Source organism: Pseudomonas fluorescens (genome assembly GCF_902497895.1).
Classification (GTDB): domain Bacteria; phylum Pseudomonadota; class Gammaproteobacteria; order Pseudomonadales; family Pseudomonadaceae; genus Aquipseudomonas; species Aquipseudomonas fluorescens_BP.
Window position 1 is genome coordinate 1 of record NZ_CABVHQ010000066.1, and the last position, 20,454, is coordinate 20,454.

The window sequence follows — 20,454 nt, forward strand, 5'->3', positions numbered from 1 at the left end:
GGCACTGGCGTCGACGGTCGGCATCCGCGCGGCGTTGGCGGCATAGGCGGCGGCGCTGGCCTGATGGGCCCGGGCGCTGGCGATCTGCATATCCGGGCTGTCCCGCAGGGCTTCGCGGATCAAGCCGTCGAGTTGCGGATCACCGAGGTTTTTCCACCAGTCACTTTTCGGCCAGGCCGCCGGTGACAGGGTTACGCCACTGAGGGATTGCCCGGCCTTGAGGTGGTTCGGGTCGAGGCTGACGCCTTCGGTGTCGAGGCCGCTGTAGCTGGCGCAACCGGCCAGACTCAGGGCCAGCAGCACCAGGCTCAAACCGCTACGCAAGGATTTATTGCTCATTTATCACCTACCCGCAGCAAGGTGATCGGATCACCGGCTGCCACCAATATTTTCTTCAGGATCCGTTGCAGGGTTTGCAGCTCCTCGGGGTCGAGTGCGCCGGCCAATTGATTCATCGCGTTGGCGCCGATGTCCGGAAGCATGTCGGCCAGTCGCTGTCCTTCAACCGTCAGCACCAGCTGCACCTGGCGCCGGTCACCTTCGCTGCGTTGGCGCGCCAGCAGGCCTTTGTGTTCAAGCCGGTCGAGCATCCGCGTCATCGAACCGCTGTCCAGAGACAGGTGGCGGCACAGCTCGGCCGGGGTATCGACGCCGAACTGGGCCATGATGATCAGCACCTTGAACTGCGCGGCGGTGACGCCATGAGGTTCCATATGGGTGTCGATGATCCGGTCCTTGAGCAGCGCGGCACGGCCGAGCAGCAGACCGAGATGGCAATTTTGAAAGTTGTCCGGCGTGAAGTGTTTCATCTGACCACCAAATAGCTGCCTAGGCAGAGAGTATGTGTCTAGATGTTACTGCCTAGGCAGCGAATGTCAACGAAATAGTTAGGATGCTTGGTATTTAGGGGATGAGTGGTGCGGGGTAGGAACACGGCTGCGATCTTTTAACTTTCCGGCCTAAAAATCCCGCTTGTAGAAGATATCCAGCGAACTGGCGATGCCACTGGCGGCTTCCAGATAGACCCGCTTGCTCAGCTTGTAACGCAGGGCGATGGTATTGGCCGGCTCGAATACCCCCACCCCATAGCGCAAACTGAGCTTCTCGGAGATGTTGCCGCTGGCGACCACGCTGGTGGCCGGGCCGCTGCCCTCGGTGTCGAGCTGGAAATCCTCAATCCCCAGGTTCTTGGCCAGCGTGCCGGTGAAATTGGAACTGCCCATCAACCCCAGACCCAGCGCCGCCTGGGCCAGCAGGTTGTTGTCTTCACCGGTGGTGCTGCGCGGATGACCGAGCACCAGGTAGGACAGCGCATCCTCCTGGCTCATGGCCGGCTCGGAGAAGATCTGCGTGGTCGGCTGCTCGGCGCTGCCGCTCAAGCGGATCCCGGCGATCACGTCGCCGGTCTGGCGAATCGCTTCGATGTCCAGATACGGCTGATCGATGGGGCCGGCGAACAACAGCCGTGCACGGCGCACCGTCAGGCGCTGGCCATAGGCGCGATAGCGACCCTCGTTGAGCCAGAGCTCGCCACGGGTGTCCATGTTGTCGCCGATATGCACCTGGCCTTGCAGGTTGGCGGTCAGGCCAAAACCGCTGAAGCTGAGTTTCTCTTTGCCAACGATCACGTCGATATCCATGGCCATGACCAGCGGCGGCTTGCCCTCTTCGGTCTGATGGCCAACGATCACCGTGTCATCCGAGACCTTGACGGTGGACGGCGGTAACTCGCGGATGGTGATATCACCCTTGGGCACCAGCACCTTGCCGGTGATCGCCAGTTTGTCGTTGTGCATCGAAATCTTCAGGTCCGGCGCCACTTCCAGCGCCGCATAAGGCTCGACCGTGACCGGCAATTGCGAGCCTTTGAGGCTCAGGTCGACCACCAGGGCCTGGCCCCAGTCAATATTCCCGCTCAAGCTGCCCTGTCCGCTCTTGCCGCTTTTCCAGCTGCCGTTCAGCTGCACACTTTCGCCAGCGATCAGTGCCTGAATCTGCAGGGCCTCGAAACTGCCGGGCAATTCCGGCCCCGACACTTCGCCGTCGCTGAGAACCAGACTGCCGTTGACCTGGGGTGCCAGCAACCCACCGGACAAACTGCCGCTGCCGTTCAAATGCCCGGACAGTTTCTCGACCATCGGCACAAAGGGCCGGGCCACCGACAGATCCAGGCCGCTGAGACGGAACGAGCCGGTAAGTGGCTTGTTCTTGGGTAATGGATTGATCTGCGCCTGCAGCAGCAGTTCGCCAAGCTTGCCGCCGACGAAATTCAACTGAGTATCGATGCGAGTCGGCGTAAGGCGGCTGTCGAGTTTCAGCGTCTGGTAAGGGAAATCCAGCCACTGGTCATTTTCACGGATGCGCAAGGTGCCGCCGCTGGCGTCGACCGTGACCTGGCCTTTCGGGCCGCTGGCTGGCAGATCCAGTTGCACATCAGCGTTAAGCCTGCCTTTCCAGGCGAAATCCTTCGGCAACCACTGGGCCAGGCTTTCAATCGGGAACTGCTTGAGGTGGTAACGCAGCATCGGGTCGGGCATCAATCGCTGGTCTTCACCGCACATACTGGCTTGTCCGGACACCCAGCAGTGGGCACCAAAGTTGAGCTTGCCATCGGCCAGGTACTCGAGCTTCGCCGGAGCCTGCAACTTCCAGTCCTGTCCTCCGGCCTGTATGTCACCGCTGGCCAGACGTCCGCGCCAGTTGCCTTTATCCAGATTGCCGTCCAGCCCCAGAGCCAGTTTGAGCAGCGGGCCCTGTAAATCCAGCTGCAGTTTCTGCTGCTTGATATCGCCCTGGCCGCTGGCGGTCAGCGTGCCCAACTGCGTATCGCCAGCCTGGATCCCGCTGGCTTTAAGATCGACGCGCGCCCGTTGCGCGCTGTCCAGATTGGCGTCCAGGTTCAGGCTTTGCAGGCGGTTATCGGCCAGCGCCAGCTGCAGGCCTTGCAGGCTCAGCTTGCCCTGGGGGGCCTTGAGCGTCCCCGCGACGTCGACCCGGCCATTGAGCTGACCGCGCAATTGCGGCCAGAGCTGACCCAGGCGCGGCAGCTTGATGTCGATCTGCCCGGCCAGTTTCTGTTGCAGGCTGCCGCTGCCATGAATACGGTTGTCACCCAGGCGAATATCCAGGGCGTTCAGGGTCCATTGTTCGCCGCCGCCATCGGCCTTGGCCTGGAGCACCGCGGGTTGACCACGCAGCTTGCCCTTGAGGTCCAGTTCAGCGTTCAACTTCAGCTGTTCATTCTTCATCTCGCCCTTGCTGCGCAACGGTCCAGCGAGAGTGCCCGGCAATTGCGCCAGCCAATACGCCGGGTTGATCGCCGACAGATCCAGCGCCGTGTCCCAGGCGATGCCGTCAGCAAATTGCAGGTTCAAATGCCCTTCGGCCTTGCCCTGCCCGGCCACCAGTTTGAACTCCGGCAGAAAAATTTTTGTCAGGTCGCCGCTGAACGGGCTGCTCAGGCTGAACGCCCCCGCCGGGCCATCGAGGGCGGCTTTGAAGTTGCCCAGATAGTTGCCATCGCGGTAGGACACTTCAGCGTTGAAGGTCCGCAGCGCCACTTGCGGTTCGTCGATCAGCGGATAGAGCCGATGCCAGGGGAAGTTCAGCCAATCGACCCTGGCCTCGGCGCTGAAGCCTTCACTCCAGTCCAGTTGCCCGCTGAGCTTGAGACTTTGCTCGGCGCTGGCACTGAGGTCCAGCGCGGCGATTTGCGCGCCCTTGGCGTCGACCTTGCCTTGCAGCAGCAGGCCGACCGGGCCCTGTTCGGCCGGTAAGGTGGCGTTGCCCAGCAATTGATAACCGTTCTTCAGATCGCCCTTGCCAGTGAGCTCAAGCTGATTGAGTTGCAGGGTATCGGGCAAATCGGCGCTGGCCTTGAAACCCTGCGCGGTCATGCGTACCTGAGCCGGAAGGTTCTCCACCAATGGTTGCAACTCGCCGGTCAATTGGCCTTGCAAGTAACCGCTGCTGTCGGCCTTGAGCTTCAGGGTCTTCAGCAGATCGCCCTCGACTTTCAGGGCCAGCGTCCAGGGTTCGGCGCCCGGCGCCGGCAAAGTCAAGCGACCTTCAGCGGTCAATGGCCAGTCGCCACTCGGTTGCAGCAGACCGGACAGATCCAGGCTCAGCTCGTCCCGCTGCAGGTGCACCGAGTCGATCTGCAGCCCGTTGGCCGTCCACTGCGCCGCCAGTTGCAGGCCTTTGAGTTCTTCGCTGCCGTTGAACACCAGGCTGCCGATCCGCACTTCGCCCAACTCCAGCGACAGTGGCAGTTTCAGGTCCGGCAGGCTGATGGGGCCGGTGCTTTCATCACTGCCCGGTGGAAACTGCAGGCTGACCTGCTCGACCTTCAGTTGTTCGATGCACAAGGTCATGCGGGTCAGGCACAGCGGCGACCAGGCAAACACCGGCCGACTCAGCTCGACCCGGCTGCTGTCCTGCTGCCAGAGCAGGTGATCGGCACTCCATCGGGCGCCCAGGCGACCCTGGAAGTTTTCCACCGTCAAACCCGGCACCCAGCCCAGCGCCCAACGGCTGCCAGCCTGAGTCCCCAGCACCGCGGCCAACGCCAGCAACACCATTATCAGCAGCGCCAGGATCGCCAGCAGGGCTGTTTTCACACCACGATTCACAACTCAGGCCCCATGGAAAAGTGCAAACGAAAGCCGCCGTCGTCGTCCATTGCCCGGGCAACGTCCAGGCGCAACGGCCCGACCGGCGAAACCCAGCGCACACCGATGCCGACCCCGGTCTTGAGGTTCGGCAGTTCAAGGGTATTGAACGAGTTGCCCTGGTCGATAAAGGTCGCGACCCGCCATTTATCAGTCACCGAGTATTGATACTCGGCGCTGCCGGCGACCATGTAGCGACCCCCGATGCGATCGCCGTCGGAGTTTTTCGGCGACAGGCTTTGATAGTCGTAGCCACGCACGCTTTGATCGCCACCGGCAAAGAAGCGCAATGACGGCGGTATCGATGCATAGCCATTGGTGGCGCTGCCACCGAACTGCACGCGACCGAGGAAGCGGTGCTTGTCCCAGACCGTGGTCAAGCCCTTGAGCAGCGCTGTGCCGTAGAGCAGATTGTTATCCGAGCCCAGCCCTTCCTTGGCCACCTTGGTGTCGAATTGCAGATGATAGCCATTGTGCGGATCGATGCGGTTATCACTGCGCAGGTAGGAATAGCTGACACCGGGCATCAGCAAGGTGCTGAGACCGGAATCATCGCCGAGGCGATACTCCTCGCGCTGCCATTTCAGCGAAACCACGCGCTGCCAGCCACTGGGCAACTTGCTGTGCCACTCGGGGCCGAGTGTCAGCAGTTTGCTCAGGGTGTCGGTGCCCGCCAGTTCTTCGTATTGATAGCCGCCGGCATAACGCAGTTTGTCGGTGAGCGGCGGATCCAGCGGCACGTCGTACCACAGCCCGACATTCTGCCGTGGCGCGGACACCTCGGCCTCCCAGCCATAACTGTGGCCTTGGGGGTTGACCCAATGCCGGGTCCAGTTGGCCTTGACGCGCGGCCCGACGTCGGTGGAGAACCCCAGGCCCAGGCCCATGGTCCGCGGCTTGCGGGTTTCCAGTTGCACGGCCACCGGGATCACATTGTTGGCGGCGGCGGCGGGCGCGGCATCGACCCGCACCCCTTCAAAATAACCGCTCGACTGCAGCGCCTGGTTCAGCTCAGCGATCTGTTCGGAGTCGTAGGGATCACCGGCCTTGAACGGCACCATGCGTTGCAGCAAGTCTTCATCGAACGGGGTGTCGCCGGCAAAGCTGACCTTGCCCAAGGCATAACGCGGGCCGCTGTCGTAGATCAGCTCGATATCGGCGACGCCAGCCTGGGGGTCGACCAGTAATTTCTGGCTGGTGAAGCGCCCGCTGAAATAGCCGTAGCGCGAGGCCTGATTCTGGATCATCCGCTTGGCATCTTCGTAGTGACCGTGATTGAGCACCGCGCCGGATTTCAGCTGAGCGCCTTTCGGCACCCGGAAGGCTTTGAGGGAGGCTGCGGGACCCTCGACTCGCACGGTGACATTACGCAAGTGCACGGGCTCGCCGGGGTCGATGCTCAACACCAGCCGTGGCGTCTTGCCTGCTTTGACTTCACTGTCGATCTGCGGCTGATAGTAACCCAGGGCCTGGGCGGCCTTTCGCGCTTGCTCCTCGGCGCCGCGACTGAAGCGCAACAAGGCTTCTTCATCGCGCTCGCCGAGGCCACCGATATAGCCTTCTATGTTGGCTTTCAGTTCATCGTTGGACGGTTTGATCCTGACGTCCAATTCGCTTTGCGCGAGCGCCGTACAGCTGGTGACCAGCATGAGCAAACCGCTGGTAATTCTTCCTGGAAACTTCATAGGCGCGGATGCTATCACGAGCAAGGGAGCGTGATAGAGCCCTGGAATCACCGGAAGTTTCTGCATCAAGCAGTTGCTGTTTGCAACACCTGCGGATTGGGGTGAAAAAACACATGTTCGCGGACAGGTCCTACAGCGACCTCGCCGATTTCCTCATAACCCTGACGTTTATAGAACTCCAGATAACGAGGGTTCCCGGTGTCGAGCACTACACCTTCCGAATGCTCGTCCACTGCGCACCAATTATGCACCGCTTGGAGCAACTGCTCGCCGAAGTGCTTGCCCTGGAACTGCGGATGAATCCCCAGCAACGGCAAGACATGCACCGCATCGGAGGGCAGGCAGGCCACCACCGCCTCGTGATAGTCCAGATAACGCCGGGTACAACGAAAGCCGGTGCTGAGCACCATCCGCAGGCGCCAGGCCCAACTCTCGGTGATGCCCAGGCGACGTTGTGGCGGCGCGATCAGGGCGATGCCGATCAGCCGGTCGTTGACCAGCAGGCCGATGGCCGGCAGGTCCTGGAGAAAGTGCTGCTTGACCAGTTCGCGCACGGTTGCCCGGACCCGCTGCTCATAACCAGGCCGCCCGTGCTCGAACAAAAAGGCGAATGTCGGCTCATGCCGGTAGGCCTGATAGAGCAAGGAACGCGCTTCGCGGGAATAACCGCTGTCGAGCATATGAATGTCAGCGATGGCAGTCGAGGTTTCAGGCATAACGGTCTATCTCCCCAGGGCACGGCTCAAAATGGTGGTGCTCTTGATACAAAAGCCTTTTATAAAAAAGCCTTGTGACTACGAGCCTGTGGACGAGCGCACAGTTTCCCGTAATAACTGCTCACACTCTACGCTCAAAGGACACTAGCAGCGCATCCGACCTACCGCCACGCTGGCCGCCGCCGGACTTGTCGGCTAGCATCGCAGTTTTGCCAGGACTGCCGACCATGAAGATCGTCTCCTTCAACATCAACGGCCTGCGCGCCAGGCCGCAGCAGCTGGCAGCGCTGATCGAGAAACACCAGCCGGATGTCATCGGCCTGCAGGAAACCAAGGTCCATGACGACCAGTTCCCGTTCGCCGACATCCAGGCCCTCGGCTATCAGGTGTATTACCACGGGCAAAAGGGCCATTACGGTGTCGCCCTGCTCTCCCGTCAGGCACCGATTGCGCTGCACAAAGGCTTTGCCAGTGATGAAGAAGATGCTCAGCGACGGTTTATCTGGGGCACTTTCGCCGACGCCAACGGCGAGCCGGTGACCATCATGAACGGCTATTTCCCACAAGGTGAAAGCCGCGACCACCCGACCAAGTTCCCGGCCAAGCAACGCTTCTATAATGACCTGCAGCAATTGCTCGAAACCCAGTTCCGCAACGACCAGCCACTGGTGGTGATGGGTGACGTGAACATTTCCCCGGAAGACTGCGACATTGGCATTGGCCCGGACAACATGAAGCGCTGGCTGAAAACCGGCAAGTGCAGCTTCCTCCCGGAAGAACGCGAGTGGATGGCCCGCCTGAAGAACTGGGGCCTGGTGGACAGCTTCCGGCACCTGAACCCGGACGTCGCCGACCGTTTCAGCTGGTTCGACTACCGCAGCCGCGGCTTTGAAGACGAACCCAAGCGTGGCCTGCGCATCGACCTGATCCTGGCTTCTCACGCCCTGTTGCCGCGAATCAAGGCTGCCGGCGTCGACTACGACCTGCGCGCCATGGAAAAACCTTCCGACCATGCGCCGATCTGGCTTGAGTTGAGCTGAGTCCCCAAGACCGACACAACTCTAATGTGGAGCGAGCTGCTGTGGCGAGGGGGCTTGCCCCCGCTCGGCTGCGCAGCAGCCGTAAAACCGGCAGATGCGTTCACCTTGACACAATGCATTACCGTTTTTAGGACCGCTTCGCGGTCCAGCGGGGGCAAGCCCCCTCGCCACAGGGGTTTTGCGCTCGACCGGGTAGCTGTTGGCAAGCTGTCATATTTCAGCAACCTCACTGTCTTATTCTCCCGGCACTTCCCCTCCCTTAAAAGGTGCCGGCCTGATGCTGCGCGCGCTGTTTGTGATGATGCTTTGCGGCCTGACTGTTGCTGTCCTCGCCAATGAGCTACCGGTCCCGGATCAGGGCCCTGCCCTGCGCATTCAGGGTTCCAATACCATCGGCGCCGCACTGGGTCCGGCGCTGGTCAAAGGGCTGATGGAAGATCAGGGGCTGCTCAAGGTGCGCAGCGAAATCACCGGCCACACCAACGAACAGCGGATAGTCGGCCAGACGCCGCAAGGCCGCCAGGTGGTGGTGGAAATCGCGGCCCATGGTTCGAGCACCGGGTTTACCGCACTCCAAGCCGCTACTGCCGATCTGGCGGCCTCATCGAGGCCGATCAAGGACAGTGAACGGGTCGACCTGGAGGCCTTGGGCGACCTGAAAAGACCCGGTGCCGAGCAAGTGATCGCCATCGACGGGCTGGCGATCATCCTGCATCCGCAAAACCCCTTGAGCCAATTGAACACTGAGCAACTGGCGCGAATTTTCAGTGGCGAGGTGAACACCTGGGAAGATCTGGGCGGCATTGGCGGGACGATCCAGCTGTATGCCCGGGATGACCAATCGGGCACCTACGATACCTTCAAGGAGCTGGTACTCAACCGTCGCGGCAAAACCCTGGGCGGTGCGGCGAAACGATTTGAATCCAGCGAGCAGCTGTCTGATGCGGTCAGCCAGGACCCGCAAGGCATCGGCTTTATCGGCCTGCCTTATGTACGTCAGGCCAAGGCCGTGGCGATTGTCGACGGCGATTCGCATCCCATGCTGCCGCTCAATAGCCTGATCGCCACCGAGGACTATCCGTTGTCGCGGCGCTTGTTCTTTTACCTGCCACCCAGCGGGCAAAACCCGTGGGCCACTGCGCTGGTGGCGTTTGCCCAAAGCAGCAAGGGCCAGGCTATCGTCGCCGCCAACGGTTTTATTGCCCAGAGCGTGCAAGCCATGCCGGTAACGGCCGGCGCGCAGATGCCTGACGGCTATCAGACCATCACTCGGCATGCGCAACGGCTGTCGGTGAATTTTCGCTTCGAGGAAGGCAGTGCCAGCCTGGACAACAAGGCCCGCGAGGATCTGTCGCGAGTGCTCGACTATTTAAGGCTCCACGGAAAACTCAATAAACAGGTGATGCTGGTAGGTTTTGGCGATGCCAAGAGCGACCCGGAGCGGGCAGACCTGTTGTCGAAGCTGCGAGCCATGGCGGTGCGCCGGGAGCTGATCAAAAACGGTGTGGTGTTGCGCGAGATTCGCGGTTTTGGCGCCGAGATGCCGGTGGCGGCCAATAGCGCCGATGAAGGCAGGATCAAGAATCGGCGGGTGGAGGTTTGGGTGTATTGAAGTGAACACAGACCATGGTGGCAAGGGAGCTTCCTGTGGCAAGGGGGCTTGCTGTGGCGAGGGGGCTTCTGTGGCGAGGGGGCTTGCCCCCGTTCGGCTGCGAAGCAGTCGTAAAATCGGCTGAAGTGCTCTGTCAGACATACCGAGGTGGCCGGTTTAGGGCCGCTGCGCGCCCCAGCGGGGGCAAGCCCCCTCGCCACAGAAGCCCCCTCACCACAAGGAAGCCCCCTCGCCACAAGGTCTTACTGCCCGCTACGCATCATCTCTTTCGGCACATATTTGCCGATCTCGAATTTGCCGATCGCCGCGCGGTGCACTTCATCCGGGCCGTCGGCCAGACGCAGGGTGCGTTGCATCGCGTACATGTAGGCCAGCGGGAAATCGTTGGAAACCCCGGCCCCGCCATGGATCTGGATCGCCCGATCGATGACCTTCAAGGCCACGTTCGGTGCAACTACCTTGATCTGGGCAATTTCGCTTTTCGCCACCTTATTGCCGGCGGTGTCCATCATGTACGCCGCTTTCAATGTCAGCAGGCGCGCCATATCGATTTCCATCCGCGAGTCGGCGATCTTGTCGATATTGCCACCCAGACGTGCCAGGGGTTTACCGAACGCGGTCCGGCTGATCGAACGTTTGCACATCAACTCCAGTGCACGTTCGGCCATGCCGATCGAGCGCATGCAGTGGTGAATCCGGCCAGGGCCAAGGCGACCCTGGGCGATTTCAAAACCGCGGCCTTCGCCCAGCAGCACGTTCTCGTAAGGCACACGGACGTTCTCGAACAGCACTTCCGCGTGGCCGTGGGGCGCGTCGTCGTAACCGAACACCGGTAACGGACGGACGATCTTCACACCCGGAGCATCCACCGGCACCAGAATCATCGAGTGCTGTTGGTGACGCGGCGCATCCGGATTGCTCAGGCCCATGAATATCAGGATCTTGCAACGCGGGTCGCAGGCACCCGAGGTCCACCATTTCTTGCCGTTGATCACCCACTCGTCACCCTGACGCTCGGCGCGGGCGGCCATGTTGGTGGCGTCGGAGGACGCCACGTCCGGCTCGGTCATGGCAAAGGCCGAACGGATCTCGCCGCGCAGCAGCGGCTCCAGCCAGCGCTGTTTCTGTTCTTCGTTGGCGTAACGCACCAGCACCTCCATGTTGCCGGTGTCCGGCGCCGAGCAGTTGAATGGCTCCGGCCCGAGCAGCGAGCGGCCCATGATTTCCGCCAGCGGCGCGTACTCAAGGTTGGTCAAGCCGGCGCCCAGCTCGGACTCGGGAAGAAACAAATTCCACAAACCTGCAGCCTTGGCCTTGAGTTTGAGCTCCTCCATGATCGCGGTCGGCTGCCAGCGGTCGCCCTCCGAGACCTGGCGTTCGAACACCGCTTCAGCCGGATAAACGTAAGCGTCCATGAACGCGGTCACGCGCTCACGCAGTTCCTGAACCTTAGGGGAATAAGCGAAATCCATGAGCAGCTACCTTCTTCCAGGGATTGATGAGGTCATGCAATCGATGCTAGAACAGCTACTAAAATTTACCTAGCCTATTCTCGGCGTGTATTAACATTCATCACCGATATATGATCCGTTGATCGAAACCTAAAAATAAGAGTGCAGCGCAATGAATCTGAGCAAGGTCGACCTGAACCTTTTCATCGTCTTCGACGCGATCTACACCGAGGCCAATCTGACCCGGGCCGGGCAGATCGTCGGCATCACTCAGCCAGCCGTCTCGAACGCTCTGGCCCGCCTGCGCGAGACCTTCAACGACCCGTTGTTCGTGCGCACCGCCCAGGGCATGGTGCCCACGCCCATGGCGCAAAACATCATCGGCCCGGTGCGCAACGCATTGTCGCTGCTGCGGGTATCGGTGCAGGAAAGCCGGATTTTCAACCCGTTGCAAGCGACCAAGACCTTCCGCATCAGCATGACCGACCTCACTGAAGCGGTGATCCTGCCGCCGCTGTTCCAGCGCCTGCGCCGCCTGGCACCGACGGTGATCATCGAGAGCTTTTTATCCAAACGCCGGGAAACCACCAAGGAACTGGCGGCCGGTCGCCTCGACTTCGCCGTCGATGCGCCCCTCAACACCGACCCGCAAGTGCGCCACGTCAAGCTGATGGAAGACCGTTATGTCTGCGCCATGCGCAAGGGGCATCCGCTGGCGGGCAAAGACAAATTCACCCTCGAGGACTACCTGTCGCTGACCCATATCCATATTTCCAGCCGGCGCAGCGGGCTCGGGCATGTCGACCTGGCGCTGGGCAAGATGGGCATCCAGCGCAAAATCGCCCTGCGCTCACAGCATTACCTGATGGCCTCGCAAGTGCTGCAACAGACCGACATGGTGATGACCGTGCCCGAGCGTTTCGCCCGCCGGCATGACCTGCATGCATTCAACCTGCCGGTCAATGATGTGCCGCCGGTCGAAACCCACCTCTACTGGCACGAAAGCACCGACCAGGACCCGGCTAACCGCTGGATGCGCGAGCAGATGATCGAGTTGTGCCAGCAGGTCACTGCCCATGAGAAGAAGCTCGATAAAGCGTAAGTCTCAGGACCGCGTCATCGTTCATCGCGAGCAAGCTCGCTCCCACAAGGGATTTGTGTTGAACATGAAATTGATGTTCAGACCCGGTCCCTGTGGGAGCGAGCTTGCTCGCGATGAGGCCAGTAATGACACTGAAGACCTTCACTGCTTGACGTAAACGTCAACCTGCCATTAGCTTAGCAGCAAGACCTTTTTCGAGCGCTTCCATGAGCAGCCAGACTTACAGCATCTCCGACCTCGCCCGCGAGCTCGACATCACCACCCGCGCCATTCGCTTCTATGAGGAGCAAGGCTTGCTTGCCCCCGAGCGGCGCGGTCAGGAACGCATCTACTCGCCCAGGGACAAAGTCAGCCTGAAGCTGATCCTGCGGGGCAAGCGCATCGGCTTCTCCCTGGCCGAATGCCGCGAGCTGATCGAACTCTACGACCCCACCAGCGGCAACCAGAAACAGCTGCACAGCATGCTGGCGAAAATCACCGAACGTCGCGAACAGCTGGAACAGCAAATGCTCGATATCGAGCAGATGAAGCTGGAACTGGACACAGCGGAAGAGCGCTGTATCCAGGCGCTGGAAGAAACGATCGAGAATCAGAAGGTTGTGCAATAGGAACATCGTTGGCCGAGGTTGAATGCGGTTGTGCGTAGCAGCTGGCGAAGCCTGCGTTCGAGCGCGCAGCGGTCGCAGTCCAAACGACACGTTTTCCCTGAAATGACGCGCTCGTGAATTCTACGACTGCTGCGCAGCCGAACGCAGCCTGACGGCAGCTGCTACGGGTGCGCGGTAGTACCGCTAATGCAGTATCAATAAAAACAGGTGAACCCCTTATGTCTCTCCCCACCCATGTACGCCTGATCGAAGTCGGCCCCCGCGACGGTCTGCAGAACGAAGCCCAACCCATCAGCGTGGCAGACAAGGTGCAACTGGTCGATGCACTGACCGCCGCCGGCCTTGGTTATATCGAAGTCGGCAGTTTCGTTTCGCCCAAATGGGTGCCGCAGATGGCCGGCTCAGCCGAAGTCTTCGCACAGATCCAGCGCAAACCAGGGGTGACCTACGCTGCATTGGCACCGAACCTGCGTGGCTTTGAAGACGCGCTGGCGGCCGGGGTCAAGGAAGTCGCGGTGTTCGCCGCCGCTTCCGAAGCTTTTTCCCAGCGCAACATCAATTGTTCGATCAGCGAAAGCCTCGAACGTTTTGTACCGCTCATGGAGGCCGCCAGACAGCACGGCATCAGCGTGCGCGGTTACGTATCCTGTGTGCTGGGCTGCCCATATGAAGGAGAGGTGGCGCCCGAGCAAGTCGCCGCCGTCGCGCGCGAGCTGTACGCCATGGGCTGCTACGAAGTTTCCCTGGGCGACACCATTGGCACCGGTACCGCCGGCGCTACCCGCAGGATGTTCGAGGTGGTCGGCGCCCAGGTGCCGCGGGACAAACTGGCCGGGCACTTCCACGACACCTACGGCCAGGCCATGGCCAATATCTACGCAAGCCTGCTGGAAGGCATCGCGGTGTTCGACAGCTCCATCGCCGGCCTCGGCGGTTGCCCCTACGCCAAGGGCGCCAGCGGTAACGTCGCCACCGAAGACGTGCTGTACCTGCTCAACGGCCTGGGGATCAGCACCGGGATCGACATGGATCGCCTGATCCAGGCCGGTCAGCAGATCTGCACGGTGCTGGGACGCCCGACCGGTTCCCGGGTGGCCAAGGTTCGTAGCACGGTGTGAGGTGCGGTTGTGTCGGGGTGTTACCGCCCCCTCAATCCCGGAGCGAAAACGAGTAACACGGAAACAGATTGGTGGGATTTGTCTGGCTGCCTTTTCTTGTCAAATCATCAAGTGATTGATTTTAAAGGAATATTTAAAGTTGGCACGGCTCCTGCTCTATCTTCTGTATAACAAGAATAAAAATAAGCGACAAACCCAATAAAAATAAGACGTAACGACTCTGACATAACAAAAACAACACGGCAGAGACGCAGCTAACAGATTTTTTTGGAGAAGGTGTGCTTCCAGGGTGCTTTTCGAAGTAACCCGCAACCGGGCAGAGAACAATAAAACTACCTTCAGGTAGCTCCCGAACTGGTTGGATCGCTTAGCGAGAAGGTAGATCAGCGCTCAAAAAAATACGTTTGCTCTTGATCCTGGATAGGGATCGACAATAACAGCGGTAAAGGGCCACGGTTGCCAAAAACAACAATAGACCGCCCCTCAATAATAAAAAAAGAGCACGTAACAACAAATTAAAGGGGAGCTTCGGCTCCCCTTTGTGCTTTCTGGCGTTCAGGTTTTTTGCTCCCACCTTACAGCCCATACATATCTACCACCGCCCCATGACCCGGGCTCTCCATGCTGACCACTCTTCCCATCAGCATGGAGTCTGTGCCTATGAGCACTTCCCGCCTTTCCACATCCACGCCCTCTTTCGAGGAGATCAAGGGCTACCTGTACCAGATCGGGCACCACCTGCTCGAACCCGGCAGCTCGCCGCAGCCAAAACCGGGCGAGCTTGTGCACCTCAGGCAGTTACTGACAAAGCAGCCGCCAGCTCCCGAGCTTGCGCACCTGCAGCAACTGAACGCCACTCTCAAGACTCACAACCAGACGCTCTTCAGCAAAAGCCATGAGCTGTATCAAGCCCTTGCACAGACCGACCTGAAACACACCGAGGGTTCGCGGCTATTGGCCAGCCTCAAGACGGAACTGAACCAAAAGCTGCAGGCACTGGATGAACGCAGCCTGGTGGATGGTAAAGGCCGTCGGTCCTTCATGGCCAATGAGGCCGGCGCGACGGCGCTTGAGCAAGAAGCCAGACTCAACGTCAAAGACCGCCTGCTATTGCCCGACGAGACGCGTCTGGTCGATGGCATTTCCCTGGGGCCGGCGTTTCGCCCCGGTCTGTATGCCCTGACCTTCAGTTATCAAGACCAGACCGTCGAACTCGCCGGAGCCTTCGTACTCACGGAAAAAAACAACCCGATCGCCACCTCGCTGACGCTCGGGCAGTCGGTTGGCAAGGTGTTGCTGTTTATTCCCTCCTGTGGCCTGAAATCGTTCAGTTCGTTGGAGGACATGAACACCAACTTGCTTGAGAGCATGGAAGCCCCATTGTGGCGTAACGAGTTGATGAATCTGCTTCCCCGTCGTTATCAGCATCTGGGCCCTGCGGGGATCTGGCCGCTGGAACTCTCGCAGATCGACGGTGAACCGCTTTTCGAACACACCTATGACACGCTGCTTGCCAAACGCACCCTGGATATCGACAGGGCATTGAGCCTGGAAGACAACCCGACCCACAGCGCCCGACAACTTGTAGAGGATCTCGACCGCGCCGTCAGGTCCGCGTTGCCCGACCTGAGTGCACGCCTGGAACTGCGAGCCCAGACGCTACTGGACCGATGCCTGAACTACAGCGCGCCCGACTGGTATCGCAGTGCCGATGAAAGCAAACGCGCTGAGCTGGCGCAGCACCTGGCTCGATACAACAACGCACGTCAGACCTTGATAGATCTGTTCGGCCCCGCCGCGACTCCCCAGGCCCTCTCCCGTTACCAACTGATCGAGCGACTGTCCGATGAGCTGGACATTGATGATCTGGATCCTGACCAGTTGCACGTCAGCACCTATCGCAAGGTCGCCGCCGTCGGTGACTATGAGCAAAAACACAGCCTGACCCGGTTGGCCCTGCGCGGCCTGCACACCGGCGATGAGTTGGCGGACTCGGACTTTATAAAAAGAACCACGATCACTTATGCCGGCGCCCCCTTGGCAGAACAGTATCAATCGCTGACGCCGACCTGGCTCGCCACATGGCTGGCAACCTTGCAGCCGCGCCTGGACTTTGCCACGGTGCAAAAAAACCTCCACGGCGAACCCCAGATCAAAAGTGCCATTGAGAGGATGCTCGACCTTCGGATCAACGCGCTGGCCTATGTGGCGATGCTGCAGAATCACCTCACCGAAGACGACTACCAACTGATCCAGACCCTGCGGCAAGGGACCGATATACAGCTCAAGGCCGCGACAGTGTCACTCCAGCAAGGCCAGTTCGGGGACCTCTGGCTGCTGCGTCAGACCGACGACCATGGCGCGGTCAAACGCCTGTTGTTATGCACCCCCGAGGCACCCGGAGCCCAACAGTTTCGGTTTTTCAACAGCGAGGTCGCCTGCAAGGCCCACATCCTCGGATGGAGCCAGGATCCGGTAATGAAGGGCTACCTGATTGACCAGGTCGCCTTGCGGTTTCGCCCTGCGATGGCAAAAATTCTCACCGGCCTGGGTTTCAGGCCCCATGACCAGGAATACCAAAAAGTCACCTTCAGCACTCCCTCCAGCCATGATGCTTGCCTCAAGGCTGCAGCCAGTCACATGCTGGCCACACGTGAGGATGACTACACCTACGGCACCCCGCTCTGGTATACCTCGGCCAGCGCCGCCGAGCGCAAACAGCTGACGAGCCTGGCCGAAGATGCCGAAGGGGCACTGGAGAACTACAGCGCCAATCCGTTATCGGATATCCGGTTCATATCCTTTGAACGCTACGTGCATGGCCAGGCCAAAAACCAGCTGAACCAGCTGCTGGGGCGCCGCCAAAACGATATCGATCCTGATACTGTCCTGGCTCATTACCCACAAGCATTCCCCGGTCTCAAGACCCCGCAGTCGCTGACTTACACTCAGCTGTTCCGCGACGGCTATGAAGACTACCGCGGCTTCCTGGATGCCAAATTCGACCGATCCGCTACCTTCACCGCTCCGACCGGCATTGACCTGAGCAATCTGACGGCCGAGAACGTCGCAATCTCGGTCAGGGGCGTCTGGATTGGCCAGCGTTACACCGACGAAATCAAAGCCAGACTGCAAAACACCCACAGCACTGGCTACACCATGCGCCGTGACGCGACCCTGGCCATCACCCAACTGCAAATGCGCAACGCCGCCCTTGAGTCACGCCTCAAAGGCCACATCGCCAGCGTCGACCTCGATTGGCTTGAGCAAACCATCAACGCCATGGGCGACACCTCCCCCCAAACTCGCGAAAGCTATCAAATCCATCGCCTGTTCGTGGACGGTGAATGGGTCATCGACAACTTCTTGTTCAAGCGCGGCAACGACCCCGTTTTGCTGTACACCCCCCAGGCACCTGACGGCATTGCCTTTCGCGAGGCCAGGCGCTTCAACTATCTGTTGAAAGAAACCGATGGCATGGTCGGATACCTGAGCTCCCGTGTCGGGGTGCAAGCCCAGACCCGGGTACGGGCCTTTCTGGAAAATGCCAAACAACAACTGCCGAAAGATCTGACCGCCGCCGACCTGAGCGTGCCACGTTATGACCCTATCACCCGGGAAACCGTGGTGTTCGACCTGCTCCAGCCGCTGTACAACGCGAAGTTGCAGCGCAAGATCGATAATGTCCAGGCGACGACCGTCAATCGTCAGCAAATGATCATGGATTTGCTGTGGAGCTGCCTCGAACCCTTGGTCGCCATCGCGACAGCTCCCTACCCGGTATTGAGCCTGGGTGTAGGCATGTTGCTGGCCTTCAAGGACGGCATGCTGGCACTCCATGCCTACAACCAGGGCGATTCATCGGCGGCCCTGCAACACTACATCGGCTACCTGCTCAATACCGCCGGTGCGGTGTTCACCGATCTACGCCCGGCCCTGAAATCGGCGATAACCTTCAGCAAACCGACACGCTACCTGCTACGTACCCCGCAAGAGGCACATGCCGTAGCGCTGATCAAACAACTGGAGCCCACGACGCCCACACCCGCCGGCATGCAAAGCGTACTGTTCGAGGGGCAACAGCTTTGGGCCGCCCATACGCCCGACGCGCTGGGTCGCTACCTGTTGTGGCGCCTGGACCCGGTGACCGGGCAATTGAACTCGACCGCGCGCCTGGTGAACAAAACCGACGAGGGGCGCTGGGTTCGCTCGGGCGTGAGCGGTGGAGCCCCGACGTATCAAAAACTGCCCGAAGCCGACAATCCGCTGAAAGACTACGAGGTGCCGCAAGAGCACTGGAGGAATTTTGAATCCATTCTGAACCCGAATTTCAAGAAGGAGGCGCTCGACAGTCCTTCATTCCATTTCGGTGAGCAGCTGGCCACGAGCAACCTGCACTTACAACTGGAGCCCCTTCGCAAGCCCTATCTCGCCTCGTTCGCACGGCTGTCCAAAGACGCGGATGCGTTCTTCGACAATCTCCAGCCGATCGTCCCGCGTGCCGATGTGCTGACATTCGAAACGAGCGCGACTCACTCGCATATCATTGAAAAGGTGCTCAAGGAAAATACCGGCTTGATTCTCGGCGCCACACCCGACTCCATTGCCGGCAAGGAGTTCTTGCACAGGAACATGCAGGCGCTGTACGACAACGGGGTAAGACGCCTCTATATCGAGTACCTGCCCCGAGACGTCTTCAGGGCGAAGCTGAACCAACTCAACAGTGGCAAGGCTTCCTGGCATATCGACCAGCACTTGAAAAGAATGGACGCCGCCCTGGGGATCCCGGCGGGATCGACCTACTCCTACCGCGCGCTGGTGCAAGAAGCTCGCCGCCTGAAGATCGAAGTTCATGGCCTGGACGCCTCGACCTGTTACAGGCTGGACGATGTGCTGGACCTGGCCGATGTTTCCCCCACCACGCCACGCTCCAACACGCAGAGGAACTTCTATTCCCACAAAGTCATTGAAGCGGATGTGGCCGCCAACCCCGACGATCGCTGGGTTGCGCTGGTCGAACCAAGCCGCATGGGCACCTACGACCAGGTGCCCGGCCTGGCGGATCTGCAAAAGACCATCAGCATTCGCCTCGAAGACGTTGCCCCAGGCCAGCCCACAGGCATCAGTAAAGATGCAGCCGGGGCCATCGACGGGGACCCGATGGCCAAAGGCGATTTCAAGCTGACCCTGCAAACCGCTTACCAGCGACCTGCGCAGGTTCCCCCACAAATCCCTGCAACACCGCCCGCCGGGCCCAATTACAGCGAGTTCGATATTGCACCGCAATTTCGAGAGCACATACGGGAACTGGCGTCAGAGCATAGAGGCCTGGATACACGCTACAGCTCCCGAAATACCGAGCGACGCCTCGCCAAGCAGTCGTTCCAGGAAACCAGGGACCGCCTGAAAATTGCCGCCGATGGGTTTTTCCGAGGCGAGGTCACGGTACCCAGGCCCACCTTGCCAAGCCTGACGCCACCGGTGACCCATGAAGGTTTTCTCAACGACATCTTCAAAAACGCCTCAGGGTTGATTATTGGTGAAGCCCATAGTGGGCAATCCAGTAAGGCATTCCTGATCAAGTACATGGGAGAGCTCAAACGCAGGGGCGTAAAAACTCTCTACGTTGAGCACTTGCTGACTGATCTGCATCAGGCGGACCTGAATGTCTTCTATCAAACAGGAAAGCTTTCAGATCGCCTGAAAAACTATCTGAAACAACAGGACAGGGGGCATATGTTCCGCTACATCGGCCTCAAAAACTATTCAAGCGTTATCGAGGCCGCAGGCAAACACGGGATCCGGGTCCGGGCGCTCGACTGTGCCGCCAGCTACCATCTCAAAGGAATGAGCGAAGCGCAGACACCCCTTCGTATCAAGATGTTCAACTATTTTGCCAACGAGGTGATCCGGACGGACCAGCTTGCTGAAGGTCCACACAAATGGGTGGCCTTCATGGGCAGCAGTCATACCGATACCTACCAAGGCATTCCCGGTATCGCCCAGCTGCAGGATGCGATCAGCCTGCACATCCACGATACCGCTCCCTCCCTGGCAAAAGAGCTGTGCCCTGGAGGATGGGCGTTTGCCAATGAACCCTTGTACCCAAACAGGTGGACCGCACTGCGCAGTGATTTCAAGATAGAGGTCGCGACCGTCGGCGATAAAGCCCCGCCACCCGTTATCCCCATCGACCGCACACGCCTGAAAAGCCCTGGGCATTTCATGATTGAAAAGCCAACCGAGGGAGAGGCCAACCTGGTGCATCACTCCGGCAGCGGCGAGATTATCTCGACCCCCATCCAGGTGGATGACACAGGGCTGCTTTATATTGATCGCTGGGACTCAATTCGCGAGAAACGCTACCTGAACCTGGCGGAATTGATCAACGACCTGACCAGCGTAGTACACCTCACCCAGATCTCTTGATCAGTCGTCATCGGTCTCCACGT

At 59.8% G+C, this 20,454-nt stretch carries 11 protein-coding genes and 1 pseudogene; 6 read left to right on the forward strand and 6 right to left on the reverse strand.

Annotation, left to right across the window (positions count from 1 at the left end; translation table 11 throughout):
• From F8N21_RS24655 to F8N21_RS24675, 5 genes and pseudogenes are all read right to left on the reverse strand, one after another.
• A pseudogene (locus F8N21_RS24655) lies at window positions 1–339 on the reverse strand (TolC family protein); the annotation flags it as partial.
• A complete protein-coding gene (locus F8N21_RS24660) occupies window positions 336–809 on the reverse strand; it encodes a MarR family winged helix-turn-helix transcriptional regulator (RefSeq protein ID WP_150644610.1) in 474 nt (157 codons plus the stop codon). The gene F8N21_RS24660 and the pseudogene F8N21_RS24655, both read right to left, overlap by 4 nt.
• 150 nt (window positions 810–959) lie before the next feature.
• Complete coding sequence (locus tag F8N21_RS24665) at window positions 960–4,631, reverse strand: translocation/assembly module TamB domain-containing protein (RefSeq protein WP_150644611.1); 3,672 nt, start codon at window positions 4,629–4,631, stop codon at window positions 960–962.
• Window positions 4,628–6,355, reverse strand: a complete 1,728-nt coding sequence (locus F8N21_RS24670) for an autotransporter assembly complex protein TamA (RefSeq protein WP_150644612.1) — start codon at window positions 6,353–6,355, stop codon at window positions 4,628–4,630. The genes F8N21_RS24665 and F8N21_RS24670 overlap by 4 nt, the downstream gene beginning before the upstream one ends.
• Window positions 6,356–6,420: 65 nt before the next feature.
• A complete protein-coding gene (locus F8N21_RS24675) occupies window positions 6,421–7,071 on the reverse strand; it encodes a GNAT family N-acetyltransferase (protein ID WP_150644613.1) in 651 nt (216 codons plus the stop codon).
• A 227-nt stretch (window positions 7,072–7,298) separates the two neighbouring features.
• Between F8N21_RS24675 and xthA the strand changes: the two genes are divergently transcribed.
• Both xthA and F8N21_RS24685 read left to right on the forward strand, forming a co-directional pair.
• On the forward strand, window positions 7,299–8,111 hold the full coding sequence (gene xthA, locus F8N21_RS24680; RefSeq protein WP_150644614.1) for an exodeoxyribonuclease III: 813 nt from the start codon (window positions 7,299–7,301) through the stop codon (window positions 8,109–8,111).
• 274 nt (window positions 8,112–8,385) lie between these two features.
• Entirely contained in the window at window positions 8,386–9,723 is a 1,338-nt protein-coding gene (locus F8N21_RS24685; protein ID WP_150644629.1) for a substrate-binding domain-containing protein, read from the forward strand.
• 242 nt (window positions 9,724–9,965) lie between these two features.
• Here the strand turns inward: F8N21_RS24685 and F8N21_RS24695 are convergent, their stop codons facing one another.
• Window positions 9,966–11,195 carry an acyl-CoA dehydrogenase gene (locus tag F8N21_RS24695; protein ID WP_150644615.1) on the reverse strand — a complete coding sequence of 410 codons (1,230 nt, stop codon included), beginning with the start codon at window positions 11,193–11,195 and terminating at the stop codon, window positions 9,966–9,968.
• 151 nt (window positions 11,196–11,346) lie between these two features.
• On the opposite strand from F8N21_RS24695, the gene F8N21_RS24700 reads away from it, so the two are divergent.
• From F8N21_RS24700 to F8N21_RS24715, 4 genes are all read left to right on the forward strand, one after another.
• Window positions 11,347–12,276: a LysR family transcriptional regulator gene (locus F8N21_RS24700; protein WP_150644616.1), complete on the forward strand. Its 930-nt coding sequence runs from the start codon at window positions 11,347–11,349 to the stop codon at window positions 12,274–12,276.
• Between the two features lie 206 nt (window positions 12,277–12,482).
• Complete coding sequence (locus tag F8N21_RS24705; protein ID WP_150644617.1) at window positions 12,483–12,884, forward strand: MerR family transcriptional regulator; 402 nt, start codon at window positions 12,483–12,485, stop codon at window positions 12,882–12,884.
• Window positions 12,885–13,102: 218 nt separating this feature from the next.
• A complete protein-coding gene (locus F8N21_RS24710) occupies window positions 13,103–14,002 on the forward strand; it encodes a hydroxymethylglutaryl-CoA lyase (RefSeq protein WP_150644618.1) in 900 nt (299 codons plus the stop codon).
• 660 nt (window positions 14,003–14,662) lie between these two features.
• The gene (locus F8N21_RS24715) at window positions 14,663–20,431 is read left to right on the forward strand and encodes a membrane-targeted effector domain-containing toxin (RefSeq protein WP_150644619.1); all 5,769 of its coding nucleotides are present in this window, start codon (window positions 14,663–14,665) and stop codon (window positions 20,429–20,431) included.
• Window positions 20,432–20,454: the final 23 nt, after the last annotated feature.

Excerpts from the sequence above, each read along its gene's own strand:
- F8N21_RS24660 (WP_150644610.1), bottom strand. The coding sequence starts at position 809 with ATGAAACACTTCACGCCGGACAACTTTCAAAATTGCCATCTCGGTCTG.
- F8N21_RS24670 (WP_150644612.1), bottom strand. The coding sequence starts at position 6,355 with ATGAAGTTTCCAGGAAGAATTACCAGCGGTTTGCTCATGCTGGTCACC.
- F8N21_RS24675 (WP_150644613.1), bottom strand. The coding sequence starts at position 7,071 with ATGCCTGAAACCTCGACTGCCATCGCTGACATTCATATGCTCGACAGC.
- xthA (WP_150644614.1), top strand. The coding sequence starts at position 7,299 with ATGAAGATCGTCTCCTTCAACATCAACGGCCTGCGCGCCAGGCCGCAG.
- F8N21_RS24695 (WP_150644615.1), bottom strand. The coding sequence starts at position 11,195 with ATGGATTTCGCTTATTCCCCTAAGGTTCAGGAACTGCGTGAGCGCGTG.
- F8N21_RS24700 (WP_150644616.1), top strand. The coding sequence starts at position 11,347 with ATGAATCTGAGCAAGGTCGACCTGAACCTTTTCATCGTCTTCGACGCG.
- F8N21_RS24705 (WP_150644617.1), top strand. The coding sequence starts at position 12,483 with ATGAGCAGCCAGACTTACAGCATCTCCGACCTCGCCCGCGAGCTCGAC.
- F8N21_RS24710 (WP_150644618.1), top strand. The coding sequence starts at position 13,103 with ATGTCTCTCCCCACCCATGTACGCCTGATCGAAGTCGGCCCCCGCGAC.
- F8N21_RS24715 (WP_150644619.1), top strand. The coding sequence starts at position 14,663 with ATGAGCACTTCCCGCCTTTCCACATCCACGCCCTCTTTCGAGGAGATC.